We start from the raw sequence: 16,395 nt of genomic DNA, 5'->3' as shown, positions 1-16,395 counted from the left end.
TGCATGGCGGTGCTGTCCGTCAGGGCGTGAGGTGCGAGAGCGCATCGAGCGCGTCGTCGCGGCGATCCCACGGCACGAAGATGTGATCGTGGAGGAACGCCGAAACCGGGTTGCAGGGAATGCCACGCTTCGCGAGCGCGGCGGAAACGGCGGCCATCATGCCGACCGCGGTGAGGCTCGACTGCACACGCAGCGTGATGCATGCCCAGAGCATGCGGTCGGCCTCGTCGTCGGATGCGTCGACGATCAGCGTGGTGCCTTCGGCTTCGCGGAACATCATCAGGGCGTCGGCCGCGCGCTCGCGCGCCTTGTCGTGCGAGGCGTGCAGAAAGCGCTTGGGCACCGGGTCGACCACCGGATCGATGGCCGCCAGCAGCGCGCGCAGGTCGGTGATGCCGGGTGCGGAGCCGATGATGCCCATCAACCCACCGCGCCTTCGAGCGAAACCTCGAGCAGTTTCTTCGCCTCCACGGCGAACTCCATCGGCAGCTCGCGAAACACCTGCTTGCAGAAGCCGTCGACGATCATCGACACGGCGTCCTCTTCGCCGATGCCGCGCGAGAGGCAGTAAAACAACTGGTCGTCGGAGATCTTCGAGGTGGTGGCCTCGTGCTCGACGATGGCGCCGGGGTTCTTCACTTCCATGTAGGGGAAGGTGTGCGCGCCGCACTGTTTGCCGATGAGCAGCGAATCGCACTGGGTGTAGTTGCGCGCGCCGTCGGCGCCCTTCTCGATTTTCACCAGGCCCCGGTAGCTGTTGGAGCTGCGCCCCGCGCTGATGCCCTTGGCGACGATCTTCGACTTGGTGCCCTTGCCGACGTGGATCATCTTCGTGCCGGTGTCGGCCTGCTGCCGGTGATGGGTGAGCGCCACCGAGTAGAACTCGCCTACCGAGCGATCGCCGCGCAGCACGCAGCTGGGGTATTTCCAGGTGATGGCCGAACCGGTCTCCACCTGCGTCCAGCTGATCTTGGAGTCGGCGCCACGGCAGTCGCCGCGCTTGGTCACGAAGTTGTAGATACCGCCCACGCCGTTCTCGTCGCCCGGATACCAGTTCTGCACCGTGGAGTATTTGATCTGCGCGCGCTCGAGGGCCACCAGTTCGACCACGGCGGCATGCAGCTGGTTTTCGTCGCGCATCGGCGCCGTGCAGCCTTCGAGGTAGGACACGTACGCATCGTCTTCGGCCACCAGCAGCGTGCGCTCGAACTGCCCGGTGTTGACCGCGTTGATGCGGAAGTAGGTCGACAGCTCCATCGGGCAACGCACGCCCTTGGGGATGAACACGAAACTGCCATCGGAGAACACGGCCGAGTTCAGCGCGGCGAAGTAGTTGTCCGCCGGCGGCACCACGCTCCCCAGATACTGGCGTACCAGGTCGGGGTATTCGCGGATGGCTTCGGACATCGAGCAGAAGATCACGCCTGCTTCGGCCAGTTCCTTGCGGAACGTGGTGCCGACCGACACCGAGTCGAACACGGCGTCCACCGCCACACCGGCCAGCTTCGCGCGCTCATGCAGCGGGACGCCGAGCTTTTCGTAGGTTTCCAGCAGCTTCGGGTCGACGTCGTCGAGCGACTTCGGGCCGGCCTTGGGCGCGGAGTAGTAGCTCACCGCCTGGTAGTCGATCGGCGCGATCTCCAGCTTGGCCCAGTCGGGCTCGGGCAGGGTCAGCCAGTGCCGGTAGGCGGCCAGGCGCCACTCGGTCATCCACGCCGGCTCGCCCTTGATGGCCGACAACTGGCGGACGATGTCCTCGTTGAGGCCCGGCGGAAGGCTGGTGGATTCGATGTCGGTGACGAAACCGGCCTCGTAGCGGCGGTTGAGGGCCGCCTCGACTTCGGCGTTGTCGCGCACCGGCGCTGCCACTTCGCGTGTCATGTGTTCGCTCTCGTTCATGCGTTTGCCTGCGCGGTGTCGCTCGCGCTCCGGGCCGGCGCCATGGGGCGGTCGGCCAGCATCCGGGCCAGGGTGAGGCCGCGCAGCACGCCGTCGATCGCGCCGGAGACGCTTCGCCAGCTGCCGCTCACGCCACAGGTGGCGAGCCGCTCGCACTGGCCCTGGGCCGTGCTGCACTCGGTCATCCCGATGGGCCCCTCCACCGCCTCGACGATGTCGGCCAGGCTGATCGCTTCCGGCGCCCGGGCCAGGCGATAGCCGCCGTTGACCCCGCGAAAGGAGTCGACCAGGCCCGCGTGGCCGAGCAGTTTCAGCAACTTCGACACCGTGGGGAGCTCCAGCCGTGCCTCGTCCGCGATCTGGGCGGTGCTCAGCACGTCGGCCGGATGCGCGGCGATGCAGGTCATCACCACGGTCGCGTAGTCGGTCAGTCGGCTGACACGGAGCATCGTCGATACAGGGATAGGGGATACAGGACCAAAATGGTACTAATTAACGACCCTTCACGCAACGTCACCGACGCCGTAGCCGCCCGGTCGCTCGGCAATGCGTGTGCATTGCACCACCAACGGGACGTCTTGCACCAACATGATGCATGACGACGGTCGCCACGTCCTGGGAGTCCGCGCGGACCGCATGTCACGCCTGGCACGGTTCATGCTGCTCCGCATCAAATCCAGCCAACCGGGGAGCACGCCGCATGAAGTGGATCCACGCGATCATCAAGCCGTTCACGCTGGACGACGTGCGCGAGGCGCTCGCCGAGGTGGGGGTCCAGGGGATGACGGTGACCGAGGTCAAGGGCTTCGGACGGCAGCACGGACACACCGAACTCTACCGGGGCGCGGAATACGTGGTGGACTTCCTGCCCAAGCTCAAGATCGAGATCGCGGTGACCGACGATCGCGCCGAGGCGGCGATCGAAGCGATCGTCGGGGCCGCGCGCACCGGCAAGATCGGCGACGGCAAGGTCTTCGTGATGGATCTCGAACAGGCGATCCGTATCCGCACCCAGGAGGTCGACGCCGATGCGCTCTGAACCGATCCTCGCCCTCGCCCAGACGATGAAGCTCGACTCGGGCGATACCGCCTGGATGCTCACCGCGAGCATGCTGGTGCTGTTGATGACCATCCCCGGGCTAGCGTTGTTCTACGGCGGCATGGTGCGCGCCAAGAACCTCCTTTCCGTGTTGATGCAATGCTTCGCGATCACGGCCCTGGTGACCGTGCTGTGGGTGGCGTACGGCTATTCCATCGCCTTCGACACCGCCGGCATGGCGGCGGGCACGACCAACGTGCACTCTTTCGTGGGCGGCTTCGGCCGCGCGATGCTGGCGGGCCTGGCGCCCGGCAGCCTCTACAACACGGTGCCCGAAGCCGTGTTCGTGATGTTCCAGATGACCTTCGCGATCATCACGCCGGCACTCATCGTCGGGGCCATCGCCGAACGCATGAAGTTCTCAGCCCTGCTGTGGTTCACCGCGTTGTGGTTCACCCTGGCCTACCTGCCCGTGGCGCACATGGTGTGGAGCGGTCCGGGCTCGCTGCTGGGCGACCTGGGCGTGCTGGATTTCGCCGGCGGCACGGTCGTGCATATCAACGCGGGCATCGCCGGCCTGGTCGCCTGCCTCGTGATCGGCAAGCGCCGCGGCTACCCCAACGTGCCGATGCCGCCGCACAACCTGGGCTACACCCTGGTCGGCGCCAGCATGCTGTGGCTGGGCTGGTTCGGTTTCAACGCCGGGTCGGCCGTGGCCGCGAACGGCAGTGCCGCCATGGCGATGCTGGTGACGCAGGTCGCCACGGCCGCCGCCGCAATCGGATGGACGGCCGTCGAGTGGATCACCCATCGCCGGGCAAGCGTGCTTGGCATCGCGTCCGGTGCCGTCGCCGGGCTCGTTGCCGTCACCCCGGCCGCAGGCACGTGCGGCCCCGGTGGCGCGCTGGTCATCGGCGTGGTCGCCGGCGTGGTGTGTTTCTTCTGCGCGACGCGGCTCAAGCGACGTTTCGGCTACGACGACTCACTGGATGTCTTCGGCGTGCATGCGGTCGCGGGCATCGTCGGTGCCCTACTCACCGGCCCGTTCGCCGCCGCGGCGCTCGGTGGCTTCGGCACGGTCGACAGCGCGTGGGTCCAGTTGTGGATCCAGTGCAAGGGCGTCGCCTTCACCGTCGTCTACAGCGCCGTCGTGACATGGATCGTGCTCAAGGCGGTAGCGCTCACGGTGGGACTGCGCGTCGACGAAGAGCAGGAAATGATCGGCCTGGACATCGCGTTGCACGAAGAGAAGGGCTACAACCTGTCCTGAGCACGACGCCCGCCGGGACGTTGACCTGCATCAAGCGCCGGGACGCCGTCGCAGCCATAGACTCCTCTTCGCCGGAGCCGAAAGGAGAGGTCGCATGGACATCCTGGTCGACGTTCGGTCATCCGAACGGGACACCCCGCACATCCGCGTGGCATTCGAGTTGGCGAAGCGTTTCGACGCGCACCTGACCGGACTGCAGATCGTCGATCTCGACGCCACGCTCATTGCCCTGCCCGAACCGCTGCTGTTGCTTGAAGACGAGGAAAACGTCGCCGAGCGCAAGCGGCAGTGGTGGATGGACACCTGCCGGCTGCGGCAGGTGCGCGGTGATTGGGAAGTCCGCCGCGGACTGCATCGCACGACCCTGGCACGCCGGGCCAGCCTGGCCGACCTGGTGATCGGTCGGCTGGACACCCGCGGTGGCGGCATGTCGCGGGGCACCGCGATGCTGGCGCGCACCGTCATGACGCGTGTCGCGCCGGTCATGCTGGTGCCCGATGGCGCGTCCGTGGGCTTCATGGAGCGGTTTCTCGTCGCGTGGAATGGTTCATCCGTGTCGCTGCGCGCGATCCGGCACGCGTTACCGTTCCTGCGTTCGGCACGGCACGTCACGATCCTCGCGGGCGAACGCGAAAGTCGCGGTCGCAAGGACGCCGATCCCTGGCTGCGCGACTGGCTACGTCGGCACGAGGTGCCCTACGGGTGGGCGGATATGGCCGACGACGAACCTCCCGCGACGGCCATCCGCCGCATGGCGAAACACCTGCGCGCCGATGCGGTGGTGATGGGGGCATGGGGGCGTTCGCGGCTGCGCGAACTCGCCCTGGGTGGCACCACGCGCGACATGTTCGCCCACGACGACCTCACGCTGATCGTGGCGGCATGAACGGCCTCGCCATGCCCGGGGGGGTTCCGGCCCATCCGTCGACGATCGCTGTCGCGCGCCTTGCCCCTGGCGGCGTCCTCGTCGCCACCGACGGCTGGCCGGCATCGTCGCCTATCGTGATCGCCGGCGTGGCGCTCGCGCGCGCGCTCGGACTGCCACTGGTCATCGTGCACTCCATGCTCGCGTGGCGGCACTGCGGGCTCGTGCGCTCCACCCTCGCCGCCGCGGAAATTCCCGCCGATCCGCAACTGCTCGCACGTGCCGAAGATTGCCTGGACAGGGCGCGCATTCTCGCCGTGCAGTCTGGCGTGCGTTTCGAAACCCGGCTGGCGTTCGACCCGGACCCCGCGCGTGCCGTCCTCGACGCCGCCCGCGACACGGGATGCGCCGTCATCGTGCTGGGGGCGGATACGCAAGGCCCGTGGCGACGGCGACGGCATATCGCCCGGCGGATCCTGGCCGACGCGCAGGCACCGGTGCTCGTCGTGCCCCTGCCACCCCCGTGCGACGACATTCGCGAAACCCCGCCGCCTCGCCGATGGCGGCTGCCGGCGCGACGTTGACCTCCGCTCGCCCGACGCCGATGGAGACATTCGCCGATGAGGCTCGCCGACGTCATGGGATTGGGGGTGGCCCTGGCCGTCGGCCTGCTGATCGGGCTCGAACGCGAACGCGCCAAACCCTCCCGCACGCCTCGGACGGCCGGCGTACGCACCTTTTCGCTCGTCGGCCTGGCCGGTGCCGTCGCGGCGCTCGTCGGCCCCGAAGGGACCTACGTCGCCGGGTTCTTCCTCTCGCTCGTCGCCGTCGCGCGCCGACTGCGTGCGGCGCGGAGCGATGGCGGGCTGACCACCGAGGTCGCCATGCTCGGCACGCTGCTGCTCGGTGCCCTGGCGATGCGATCGCCGGCGCTCGCCGGTGGCACGGGCGTGATCGTCGCGACCCTGCTCGCCAACCGGCGGCGCCTGCATCGCCTGTCGAGGCAATGGCTCTCGGGACGGGAACTGCACGACCTGCTCACGCTCGCCGCGGCCGCCTTCGTGATCATGCCGCTGCTGCCCGACCGAGCCGTGGATCCGTGGGGTGCGCTCAACCCGCACCGTCTGTGGACCCTCGTCGTGGCCGTCATGGCGATCGGCTCGCTCGGCTACCTCTCGCTGCGGACGTTCGGCCTGCGCTTTGGCCTTTCCCTCGCCGGCCTCGCCGGCGGCTTCGCGTCGAGTATCGCCACGGTCGCCCTCATGGGCCAGCGCGCCCGCGATACGCCGCGACTGGCGCCCGCGGCCGCGAGCGCCGCGCTCATGTCCAACGTGGCCACGGTGGTCCAACTGGCCGTGGTGATCGGCACGCCGTCGCCGAACCTGCTCGCACGGCTCGCCCTGCCGATGCTCGCGGCGGCCGCCCTCGTCGTGATGGCGGCCGCCGCGGTGGGCTGGCGTGCGCTGCATGACGCACCACCTCAGGCGACGCCGTTGGGCGACCGCCCCTTCGAGCTGGGGACGGCGTTGCGCTTCGGCGCGCTGCTGGGAACGGTGCTGCTGGCGACATCGATCGCGCGGGACGTATGGGGCGCGGCAAGCGTTCCGTGGACGATGGCGCTGTCGGGCCTGATCGACGTGCACGCCGCGGCCGCGTCGATGGCGCAGGCGTTCGCCACGGACGCCACGCCCCTGCGCGTGGCACGCACGGGCGTGTTCATCGCGCTGGCGAGCAACGCGCTGCTCAAGTGCGCCTTCGCGTGCTGGCGTGGCGGGCGTGCGTATGCGCTGCGCGTGGTGCCCGGCATCGCCGCCATGGTGGCGGCGTTCGCGCTGGTTTCGTGGGTGACGGCGTAGCGTTCCGTGTGGTTCCATCGACGCCGTCCGACACCACGGAGTTGACCGATGTCCGATGCCAGCGAATCCACGCCGCCCACCGCCTCGCCGTCGCGGCACGGATGGCGCCGACGCCTCGGCGCGGGGCTGGTGACCGGCGCGGCCGACGACGACCCCAGCGGCATCGCCACCTATTCACAGGTGGGCGCGCAGTTCGGCTACGGCATGCTATGGACCACGGTCGTCACCACGCCCCTGATGATCGGCGTGCAGACCGTCAGCGCACGCGTGGGACGGGTGACCGGCCGTGGCCTCGCCGACAACATGTGCAGGGTGTTTCCCCGGCCGTGGGTGGCCGCGCTCGTCGCACTGCTGGTGCTCAACAACATCGTGAACCTTGCCGCGGACATCGGCGCGATGGGACAGGTGCTGGCGCTATTGACCGGTGGGCACGCGGCCGCGCTCGCCCTGCTGTGCGCACTGGTTTCGCTGGCGCTGGAAACCCTGATCCCCTTTCCGCGCTACGCGCCATTGCTCAAGGCGATGACCATGAGCCTGTTCGCCTACGTGGCGACCGCCTGCATCATCGAGGTGCCCTGGCGCGAGGTAAGTCGGCAGGCCTGGCCGACCCACCTGGGACACGACACGCTCGTCGCCGTGACGGCGGTCTTCGGAACCACCATCAGCCCTTACCTGTTCTTCTGGCAGGCCGCCCAGGAAGTCGAGGAAGAACAGGGCGACGCCAGCCAGCGCCCGCTTACCGAGGCACCCGAGCAGGCCGGCGACGCGCTGCGGCGGATCGGCTTCGATACCGGCGTGGGCATGACCTATTCCAACGTGGTGGCGTTTTTCATCATGCTCACCTCCGCGGTGGTGCTGCGTGGGGCGGGCATCACCCAGGTACGCAGCGCCGCCGATGCCGCCGCCGCGCTGTCGCCGCTCGCCGGTCCGTTCGCGTCGGGGCTGTTCGCGATCGGCATCGTGGGCACCGGGCTGCTCGCCGTGCCGGTGCTCGCCGCTTCGGCGGCCTACGCGGTCGCCGAAGTGGCGGGCAGGCCCGCGAGCCTTGCCCGAACCGCGCGCCAGGACATGATCTTCTACGGCGTGCTGGCCCTGGCCACCCTCGCCGGCTGCGCGGTCGCGCTTCTTCCGATCGATCCCTTTCGCCTGCTGTTCTGGTCGGCCGTCGTCAATGGGGTCACCGCGGTACCGCTGATGGCGGGGGTGATGGCGGTGGCGATGCATCGCTCGTTGATGGGACGCTTCGCCGTGCGCGGCCCCCTGCTGTGGCTGGGCTGGACGACCACGGCGGTGATGGCGCTGGTGGCGCTGGGCGCGATCGGCGTGTTCTGAGCGGTTACGGCACGAGTACCGCCGCGCCCTCGAAACGACCGTGGCGCAGGTCGTCGAGCGCCTGGTTGGCCTGCTCGAGCCGGTATGCCGTGGTCGTGCAGGCCACGTCGGCGCACTCGGGCGCGGTGAAGAACGTCCGCGCGTCATCGCGCGTCAGGTTCGCCACGGAGACGATTTCGCGCTCGTGCCACAACGGCCGGTACGCAAACGAGGGGATGTCCGACATGTGGATCCCCGCGCACACCAGGCGCCCACCCTTGCGCAGATGGCCCAGCGCGCGCGGTACGAGCGCGCCGTCGGGCGCGAAGATGATCGCCGCGTCCAGCGGCGTCGGCGGGGCATCCAGCGACGATCCCGCCCAGCACGCGCCGAGCGATCGCGCGAACCGCTGCGTGTCGACATCGCCGGGACGGGTGAACGCGAAGATGTCCCGGCCCTGGGCGCGTGCGATCTGCAGCACGATGTGCGCCGATGCGCCGAAGCCATACAGACCCAGGCGCAGGCCGTACCCTGCCCGTCGCAACGAACGCCAGCCGATCAACCCCGCACAGAGCAGCGGTGCCATCGCGACGGGCGGCCTGCCGGGCGGCAGGGCGACGACGTAGTCCGCCCGCGCGGTCACGTGCGTCGCGTATCCGCCATGGCGGGTGTAGCCGGTAAGCTCGGGCGCATCGCAGAGATTTTCGCGGCCTTCCAGGCAGTAGTCGCAGACATGGCAGGTGCCGCCGAGCCAAGGCACGCCGACACGCTCGCCCGCGCCCGGCCAGGTAACGCCTTCCCCCACCGCATCGACGCGACCGACGATTTCGTGGCCCGGTACGGCGGGCGAGCGCATCGGCGGCAACTCGCCGTCGACGACGTGCAGGTCGGTGCGGCAGACGCCACACGCTTCCACGCGCAGGCGCACCTCGCCCGGCAAGGGATTGCCCACGTGAAACGGTTCGCGAGACAGCGCCTGGCCCGGACGACGCAGCACCATCGCCCAAGGGGCATCGGGCGGAACGATAAGACCTTTCTGCGGATCGACAGGCATCGTGACGGCCCGGCAGGAACGTGGCTCGATGCTTGCGCGCGTCGCCCGCGAGTGCCTTGACCTGGATCAACCCGCGTCGCGTCGGCAGCGCGACGCTACGTCGTTGGTCGGGTAGGACGGACGACGACGCTCTGCTAACGTGTGCCGTGCCCAGGACTCGCCGTGAGGTGAGACACGATGGCCCGGGCGAAGGGCATCACCGCGACTCCACGAGGCGTTGGCATGGTACCGAACGAGCTGCCGGGGGACCGTCTGCTGATCGTCGACGACGACGCCGACGTGACGGCGCTCCTCTCGCGCTATTTCTCGGCGAACGGTTTCAGCACCGTCACCGCGGCCGATGGCGACGACATGCGCCGGCGTTTGCGCGAATCGCCGGTCGACCTGGTGCTACTCGACGTGGGGCTGCCCGGCGAGGATGGCCTTTCGATCACCCGACGCCTGGGCGACATCTGGCGCGGGCCCGTGATCATCGTGTCCGGGCGCGGCGACGCCGTGGACCGCGTGGTGGGGCTCGAACTGGGGGCGGACGATTACGTGACCAAACCGTTCGACCTGCGCGAACTGCTCGCTCGCGTCCGTACCGTACTGCGGCGCTGGCGGCAGACCACAGTGTCGGCGACCGACGGGCCGTCGGCCTATCGCTTCGACGGCTACGTGCTCGACCCGCGCTCGCGCACGCTGCGTGCCGCCGATGGCGGCATCGTCGAACTGACCACGGGGGAATACGCGCTGCTGAGGGTGCTGGTCGACCACCCGCATCGCGTGCTGTCTCGCGACCACTTGATGTCGCATCTCTACGGGCGCGCCGCGGGCCCGTTCGACCGGGCGATCGACGTGCAGGTGGCTCGCCTTCGCCGGAAGATCGAGCCCGATGCCGGACGGCCTCGCCTCATCAAGTCGGTGCGCGGCGCGGGCTACGTCTTCACTCCCACGGTGACCTCGCCATGACCGTCGACGCGGACGATGCCGATACCGAACTGTTTCGTGCGCTGTTCCGCACCGCGCCCGACGCGATGATCGTCGTCGACCGGCAAGGCACGATCGTGCTCGCGAACCCGCAGGCGGACCGCCTCTTCGGCTACGCGCCCGGTACGCTCCGCGGCCGCCCCGTCGAGCAGCTGATGCCGGCCACGCTCGCCCGCGTGCATGTCGGCCATCGCGCCGGCTACATGGCGAACCCGCGCGTGCGTCACATGGGCCGCGGCGAAGAATTGACCGGGGTGCGCGCCGACGGCACGCCGTTCCCCGTCGAGATCGGGCTGAGCCCCGTGTCCGGCGACGGCACGCTGTTCGCCGCGTCGATCCGCGACATCGCCGACACACGGCGTGCCCGCCAGGCGCTGGCGCGCGCGCACCTGGACGCAAGCCTCGCGGACATCAGCCGACGCATCCTCGTCGCCGCGCATCACGACGATGCGATGGCCGAGGTGCCGGCGATCATGCTCGCCATGCTGGCCGTGCCGGCCGTCGCCCTCGTGTTACGGGAAGCCAGCGGACCGACCTACCGCGTGGTGGCGTGCGAAGGCCGGCTCGACGCGCTGCGCGGATTCCTGGGCGAGGGCACGTGGCTGAACGGCCTGCTTCCCCTGGGCGGAGCATCCCTCGACGAAGGCGCGTGCCTGCGCATCCCCTTGCCGCTGGACAACGGGCCAGGTGACGTCGACGCGATCGTCGCCCCCCTTCCCGACCGTGAGGTGCCGGGCGGCTACCTGGTGGTCGTCGTGCCACGTGAGGTTCCGCCCGACCGGGATCGCCAGCACTACGTCAGTTCGGTGGCGAACATGCTTGCGGCGGCGATGCAGCGTCGTCGCAGCGAAGAGCAACTCGCGCATGCCCAGCGCCTGGACGCGCTGGGCCAGCTGACCGGCGGCATCGCCCACGACTTCAACAACCTGCTGACCATCGTCTCGGGCAACCTGCAACTGATCGAAGCGCAGGGGCTGGAGGACCCGGCGATGCGCGAATCGGTCGCCAGCGCCGCCCGCGCGGTCGAGCGCGGGACGGCGCTCACGCGAAAGCTGCTGGCGTTCTCGCGGCGCCAGCGCCTCCATCCGCAGCACGTGCGCAGCGAGCTGCTGCTCGCCGATCTCAACGACATGCTGGGACGCACGCTGGGCGAGCACGTCCGCCTGGTGGCCGAATGCCCCGACGACCTGCCCCCGGTCTTCGCCGACCCGGGGGAGCTCGAGGCGGCACTGCTGAACCTCGCCCTGAACGCGCGCGACGCGATGCCGGAAGGCGGCAGGCTGTCGATCACCGCGCACCTGCACGAGCAGGAGGGCGATGGCGCCGGACCGGCGCCCGGCCGCTACGTGGCCTTCGCCATCGCCGACACCGGGCACGGGATGTCCGCCGAGGTGGCGTCGCGTGCCCTGGAACCTTTCTTCACCACCAAGGCGGCCGGCAAGGGCAGCGGCCTGGGCTTGAGCATGGTGTACGGCTTCGTGGCGCAATCCCGGGGTCACCTGGCGATCGAGAGCCGTCCCGGCCACGGCACGCGCGTGGTGGTGTTCCTGCCGGTCGCCGAAGGTGACGAGGCCCATCCCGCGCCGCTGGGGCCGCTACGGGGCAATGAGACGGTGCTCGTCGTCGAGGACGAAGCCGAGGTGCGCCGTGTGGCGGTCGCCTTCCTGCGCGGCTTCGGTTACCGGGTTCTGGAAGCGGACACCGTCGCCGACGCCCTGGCCACGTTCGATCGGCACGCCCGGATCGACGCATTGTTCACCGACGTGGTGCTCGGCAACGGCGAATCCGGTCTTGACCTCGCCGATACCCTCGACGCCAGGCACCCCGGACTGAACGTGTTGATGGCCTCCGGCTACGAATACGGCGCCGGGGTCGACGACCTGCGGCGCCTGGAGGGTCGCCGGCTCCTGCGCAAACCCTACCGTCGCGACCAGCTCGCCGCCGCGTTGCGCTCGCTGTTCGACGGCGACCCCTGATCAGGCCGCCTGAGCGCACGCCATGGCGCGAAGCGCGTCCACGTCGAGCAACCGCACCTCGCGGCGGCGGACGTCGATGTAACGCAGGTCGGTGAGGTGGCCCAGCACACGGCTGACCGTTTCGTGCTTCAGCGCGAGAAAGCTCGCCATGTCCAGGCGGGTCATGCGCAGGATGAAATGCCGCGCGCTGTAGCCAAGCCCCGCGTAACGCGCCGCGATGTCCATAAGGAAGGCCGCGACGCGAGGCTCCGCGGGCAAGGTGCCCAGGCGCAGCATCCACGATCGGTCGCGGCGGATCTCCGCGGCAAGCGCCCCGGCGATCTGCTCCTGCAGGCCCGGGATATCGTGCGCGGCCTGGAGCACCGCCGGACAGGGCAGCTCCCAGGTTTCGCTGTCTTCCAGCGCCACGGCGTCGCAGGCGTAGCCCGGCAGGCCGATCGACTCCACGCCGAGCAGTTCGCCGCGCATCTTGAAGCCGGCGACCTTTTCGCGTCCGTCCGCCGCGAGGTCGCACACCTTATACGAGCCCACGTGCACCAGGTGGAGTGCGCGAAAGGGCTGGCCGGCGCGATAAAGCGGGTGCCCTGCGCGGTGCTTTCGGCGTACCACCGCCAGGGCAACGCGCAAGGCATCGATATCGACCGTCGACGGGGCCCATGACGCGCGAGGCGTCGAAGCGACAGGACCGTTCATGCTGCCACCCTCCTCTTCGTGATCTGCCGCGCTCAGCATAGCCACGACGCGCCCGGCGACATCGACGCCCGCGTGACGGCGCGTAACGAAATGTAACGACACGGCGATGCGGAGCGGGCGCCACGCATTGATGCGCGTCAATGTGCCGCGTCGGCCGACGGCGCTCATATACGCCATGCTTGCGCAGGACCCCTTGCCTTGTTCCAGCACCTTCTCACCGTTCTCGATCATCGCCCCAACGCCTTCCGCACCACGGTCATGTCGATGCGACTGGGCCAGCGCTTCGGCGCGCGCGTGACGTTGGTTTACGTGGTGCATCGCGGCGAGCGCGACGACGCGGGCGCGTCGCGCGATGCAGTAGGACGGGGCGATGCGCTGTTCGCCCGCGCGCGGCGCGTGGCGCGTCGCCTTGGCGTGGCATGCGCCTGCCGCTTCGCGTTCGGCGACGGCACCGACGGCATGGTGGCGGAGATGGTGACGCGCCTGGCCTGCGACCTGGTGATCGTGCCGCGGGCGGACGATGCCGGCCCGCTCGCCGACGTGAGGCGGAGGCGTTCGCCGGCGGATGTGCTGGTCTGCCCCTGAAGCGGCTCAATGGGCAAACAGCACAGGCACCGTCGCGTCGAGGAACAGTTCCCGCGTGACACCCCCGAGTGCCCATTCCCGGAAGCGCCCGTGCCCGTAGCCTCCGGCGACGATGAGGCCGGCGCCATGACGTCGGGCATGGTCGATGATCGCCTCGGACACCGTGCCCTCGCCGGAAGCGACGCGAATGTGACGCGCCGTAACGGCATGCCGGGTAAGGTGGCGCAACAGGCGATCGGCCGCGCCATCGTCGTCGGGCGGGCCGTCGATCCGGAGCACGTCGACGCTTTCGGCATCGCGCAAGAGGGGCAGCGCGGCGTGGAGGGCCCGCGCGGCTTCAGGGGTATCCGACCACGCCACGACGGCACGATGCGGCGGCAAGGTAACGGGCAGCGCCGGGGGCACCGCGAGAACCGGCGCGGCCGTGCCGAACAGCAGTCCGGAAAAGTGTGCGTGCACGACCGCGGTGTCCATCGGCGAACGGTAAGGCATCGCCATCAGCACGAGGTCGGCGCAACGCGCGGCCGCCGCCATCCGCTGGGCTGGCTCGGCGAGGCTCTCCAGCAACACGACCTCACCTGCCACGTTGGCCGCCACCAATCGCTTGCGCCATGACGCCGCGTCGATACGGGCGGCCTCGCGCAGGTCGTCGTACACGTCGCAAAAGCCGGGATCCGGCACCAGCGCCCAGGGATTGGCCAGGGGCGCCGGCATCAGCACCGCCGACAGCAGGTGCAGGTGGGCGCCGTACCATCGCGCCAGCTGGATCGCGGCATCGACGGCGGCCGAATCGGCCGCCGTCCCGGAAAGCGCGACGCCGATGTCACGAAGGGCGGGGCGCTGCCCATGGGCGGATGCACCGCTGCTCGTCGCGCTCATGGTTGGCTCCGTGGTCGGTCGGTGTCCGTTGTAGGTCGCACGTGGCGACGCGTCCTTGATCCACGTCAAGCCAGGCATCCCGCGACGCGCCAGCATGCGTGGCGACGCCGCGGCGATGCCGGACACCGGGAGGATGCGCGATGAAGATCCTGATACCCGTCGACGGGGGCGACCCAAGTCAACGCGCACTACGTTTCGTGCTGCGGCAGTGGCCGTCGGCGGCGGACGGCCCGTCGTTGCACCTCATCCACGTAGACGTGCCGCTCAGCGTCCACGTCAGCGGCTACCTCGACCCGGTCGCGATGGCGCAGTTCCATGCCCATAACGGCACGGCGGCGATGCGCGCCGCCCGCCGGCTGCTCGCCCGGCAAGGAAGATTGCACGAAGAGACCCTTCGCGTGGGCGATCCCGCGGAGGAAATCGTGCAGATGGCCCGCCGGGGACGCTTCGATCTCATTGCGATGGGATCGCACGGTCGCGGCGCAATCGGCAGCCTGTTCCTCGGTTCGGTGGCGCTGAAAGTGCTGGCGCATGCGCGCGTGCCCCTCGTCGTGGTCCGTTGAGCCGCGATTGACCCACATCAAGGGCGACGGCGGCCACGCTGCCATCATCGATCCGTAGCGGAGGACGACCCATGTTCAAACACATTCTCCTGGCGACGGACGGATCGTCCGTCGCGACCGTCGCCACGCGCACCGCGGCCGAGCTGGCCAGGCTATGCGGCGCGACGTTGACCGGCCTCCACGTGATCGAGCCGTTCCGCGCGACGACCTACGGCGAGATGATGCTGCCGGCCAGCGAGACGATCTATCTCGACAACGCGCGCGAGCAGGCGGCGCGCTACCTGCGTGACGTAGAACAGATCGCCGCCACGGTCGGGGTCACCTGCCACACGCTCTACGAGATCGGAACGCCAATCCACGTCACGATCGAAGACGCCGCCAAAGCCCGGCATTGCGACCTGATCGTGGTCGGATCGCATGGCAGGCGGGGCCTGCAACGCCTGCTGCTGGGAAGCGAAACGCAGAAAATCCTCCTGACCACGTCGTTGCCCGTGCTGGTCTGTCGCACGCCTTATCCCCACTGAATCCTGCTGCCTGGAGTCCGCAATGTCGACCTCCGTCCGTTCCGGCAAGCCTACCGCGACCGCGCTGCAATCGTGCCTTCCCGCGGTCGGTGACGTTCTGGTGATCGTGGGATCGCCGCGCGATGCGGCCTCTTACGTTGGTCAGCGTCTCGCCGCGCGCGCCCAGGGCAGCGTCACCGGCTGCACGCTGCCGCCCGGTTTTTTCGGTGGCGTGCACATCGCCCACGAGCCGACCGTGATGGCGTTGCTCAGCGCCCCGGCGACGGATGTCGATCACCGGCATGATATGGCGCCGGGTGGCGACGGCGATGCCTTCGTACGGATGGCGCGCACGACCGGCGCACGCGACGCCCGGTGGACGGCGATCCAGGCCGACGTGACGAACGGACTGCGCCAACTCGCGACATGGCATGACCTGATCGTGGTGCAGAAGCGCACCGTCGACGCCCCGGACGCCCTGGACGGCTTCGATGACCTCCTGCTCGGGACCGGCATTCCGACGCTGGTGCTGCCCCCCGTTTGCGCGCCCAGCGGCACCTTCGACCGCGTGACGATCGGCTGGGACGGCAGCGGCGCGGCGACGCGCGCCATCCGCTGCGCCCTGCCCCTGCTTGCCGCCGCCCACGACGTGCTGCTCCTGGACGGTGCCCCCCACCGGCCGCAAGGGACGCTCCCCGCCTTCGAACCGCTGCCGTTCCTCCTGCGCCACGGTATCGAGGTGACGCGACGTCGCATCGATGCCACGCCCTCGGGTGCCGGCGCGGCACTGTTGGAGAAGAGCCGCCGCTTCAAGGCCGACCTGGTCGTGATGGGTGCGTATGGCCACTCGCGGCTGCGCGAGCGCGTGCTCGGCGGCGCGACGCGGCACGTGCTCGAACACGCGCCGGTCGCCCTGTTCCTGCATCACTAGCC

General features: G+C 69.4%; 18 protein-coding genes. 12 read left to right on the top strand and 6 right to left on the bottom strand.

Going from position 1 to position 16,395, the window contains the following annotated elements; genetic code table 11:
• Positions 1 to 19: 19 nt before the first annotated feature.
• The 3 genes from PI246_RS01475 to PI246_RS01465 are packed head-to-tail and all read right to left on the bottom strand — an operon-like array spanning position 20 to position 2,348.
• The gene (locus PI246_RS01475) at positions 20 to 421 is read right to left on the bottom strand and encodes an ACT domain-containing protein (protein WP_320549514.1); all 402 of its coding nucleotides are present in this window, start codon (positions 419 to 421) and stop codon (positions 20 to 22) included.
• Positions 421 to 1,881, bottom strand: coding sequence for a Fe-S cluster assembly protein SufB (gene sufB / locus PI246_RS01470; RefSeq protein WP_320550226.1), 1,461 nt, complete (start codon positions 1,879 to 1,881; stop codon positions 421 to 423). The genes PI246_RS01475 and sufB overlap by 1 nt, the downstream gene beginning before the upstream one ends.
• A gap of 14 nt (positions 1,882 to 1,895) precedes the next feature.
• Positions 1,896 to 2,348, bottom strand: a complete 453-nt coding sequence (locus PI246_RS01465) for an SUF system Fe-S cluster assembly regulator (protein WP_320549513.1) — start codon at positions 2,346 to 2,348, stop codon at positions 1,896 to 1,898.
• A gap of 251 nt (positions 2,349 to 2,599) precedes the next feature.
• On the opposite strand from PI246_RS01465, the gene PI246_RS01460 reads away from it, so the two are divergent.
• The 6 genes from PI246_RS01460 (at position 2,600) to PI246_RS01435 (ending at position 8,261) form a co-directional block, all read left to right on the top strand.
• Positions 2,600 to 2,938, top strand: coding sequence for a P-II family nitrogen regulator (locus PI246_RS01460; protein WP_320549512.1), 339 nt, complete (start codon positions 2,600 to 2,602; stop codon positions 2,936 to 2,938).
• Positions 2,928 to 4,208, top strand: a complete 1,281-nt coding sequence (locus tag PI246_RS01455) for an ammonium transporter (protein WP_320549511.1) — start codon at positions 2,928 to 2,930, stop codon at positions 4,206 to 4,208. Before PI246_RS01460 ends, PI246_RS01455 begins: the two co-directional genes overlap by 11 nt.
• Before the next feature lie 94 nt (positions 4,209 to 4,302).
• Positions 4,303 to 5,094: a universal stress protein gene (locus PI246_RS01450; protein ID WP_320549510.1), complete on the top strand. Its 792-nt coding sequence runs from the start codon at positions 4,303 to 4,305 to the stop codon at positions 5,092 to 5,094.
• Positions 5,091 to 5,657 (top strand): universal stress protein, encoded by a 567-nt coding sequence (locus PI246_RS01445; RefSeq protein ID WP_320549509.1) that lies wholly within the window; start codon positions 5,091 to 5,093, stop codon positions 5,655 to 5,657. The genes PI246_RS01450 and PI246_RS01445 overlap by 4 nt, the downstream gene beginning before the upstream one ends.
• A gap of 36 nt (positions 5,658 to 5,693) precedes the next feature.
• Positions 5,694 to 6,929, top strand: a complete 1,236-nt coding sequence (locus tag PI246_RS01440; protein WP_320549508.1) for an MgtC/SapB family protein — start codon at positions 5,694 to 5,696, stop codon at positions 6,927 to 6,929.
• A 48-nt stretch (positions 6,930 to 6,977) separates the two neighbouring features.
• Positions 6,978 to 8,261 carry an NRAMP family divalent metal transporter gene (locus PI246_RS01435; RefSeq protein WP_320549507.1) on the top strand — a complete coding sequence of 428 codons (1,284 nt, stop codon included), beginning with the start codon at positions 6,978 to 6,980 and terminating at the stop codon, positions 8,259 to 8,261.
• 4 nt (positions 8,262 to 8,265) lie between these two features.
• Here PI246_RS01435 and PI246_RS01430 read toward each other — a convergent pair whose 3' ends face one another.
• Complete coding sequence (locus tag PI246_RS01430) at positions 8,266 to 9,294, bottom strand: zinc-dependent alcohol dehydrogenase family protein (RefSeq protein ID WP_320549506.1); 1,029 nt, start codon at positions 9,292 to 9,294, stop codon at positions 8,266 to 8,268.
• Between the two features lie 222 nt (positions 9,295 to 9,516).
• Here PI246_RS01430 and PI246_RS01425 point away from each other — a divergent pair, with 222 nt between their 5' ends.
• On the top strand, positions 9,517 to 10,245 hold the full coding sequence (locus PI246_RS01425) for a response regulator (protein WP_320549505.1): 729 nt from the start codon (positions 9,517 to 9,519) through the stop codon (positions 10,243 to 10,245).
• A complete protein-coding gene (locus PI246_RS01420) occupies positions 10,242 to 12,239 on the top strand; it encodes a PAS domain S-box protein (protein WP_320549504.1) in 1,998 nt (665 codons plus the stop codon). Before PI246_RS01425 ends, PI246_RS01420 begins: the two co-directional genes overlap by 4 nt.
• Here PI246_RS01420 and PI246_RS01415 read toward each other — a convergent pair whose 3' ends face one another.
• Positions 12,240 to 12,932 (bottom strand): Crp/Fnr family transcriptional regulator, encoded by a 693-nt coding sequence (locus PI246_RS01415; protein ID WP_320549503.1) that lies wholly within the window; start codon positions 12,930 to 12,932, stop codon positions 12,240 to 12,242.
• A 198-nt stretch (positions 12,933 to 13,130) separates the two neighbouring features.
• On the opposite strand from PI246_RS01415, the gene PI246_RS01410 reads away from it, so the two are divergent.
• Positions 13,131 to 13,517 (top strand): universal stress protein, encoded by a 387-nt coding sequence (locus tag PI246_RS01410; RefSeq protein WP_320549502.1) that lies wholly within the window; start codon positions 13,131 to 13,133, stop codon positions 13,515 to 13,517.
• A gap of 6 nt (positions 13,518 to 13,523) precedes the next feature.
• Here the strand turns inward: PI246_RS01410 and PI246_RS01405 are convergent, their stop codons facing one another.
• The gene (locus PI246_RS01405) at positions 13,524 to 14,396 is read right to left on the bottom strand and encodes a universal stress protein (protein ID WP_320549501.1); all 873 of its coding nucleotides are present in this window, start codon (positions 14,394 to 14,396) and stop codon (positions 13,524 to 13,526) included.
• 140 nt (positions 14,397 to 14,536) lie between these two features.
• Between PI246_RS01405 and PI246_RS01400 the strand changes: the two genes are divergently transcribed.
• The 3 genes from PI246_RS01400 to PI246_RS01390 all read left to right on the top strand — a co-directional run bounded on the left by PI246_RS01400 (position 14,537) and on the right by PI246_RS01390 (position 16,393).
• Positions 14,537 to 14,959 carry a universal stress protein gene (locus PI246_RS01400; RefSeq protein ID WP_320549500.1) on the top strand — a complete coding sequence of 141 codons (423 nt, stop codon included), beginning with the start codon at positions 14,537 to 14,539 and terminating at the stop codon, positions 14,957 to 14,959.
• A gap of 71 nt (positions 14,960 to 15,030) precedes the next feature.
• A complete protein-coding gene (locus PI246_RS01395; protein WP_320549499.1) occupies positions 15,031 to 15,483 on the top strand; it encodes a universal stress protein in 453 nt (150 codons plus the stop codon).
• Between the two features lie 22 nt (positions 15,484 to 15,505).
• The gene (locus PI246_RS01390; RefSeq protein WP_320549498.1) at positions 15,506 to 16,393 is read left to right on the top strand and encodes a universal stress protein; all 888 of its coding nucleotides are present in this window, start codon (positions 15,506 to 15,508) and stop codon (positions 16,391 to 16,393) included.
• Positions 16,394 to 16,395: the final 2 nt, after the last annotated feature.

Origin of the sequence: Luteibacter sahnii (assembly GCF_034063545.1) — a bacterium.
GTDB classification, from domain to species: domain Bacteria; phylum Pseudomonadota; class Gammaproteobacteria; order Xanthomonadales; family Rhodanobacteraceae; genus Luteibacter; species Luteibacter sahnii.
The sequence above is the reverse complement of the archived record's forward strand: the minus strand, read 5'-3'. Positions and strand labels throughout refer to the sequence as shown.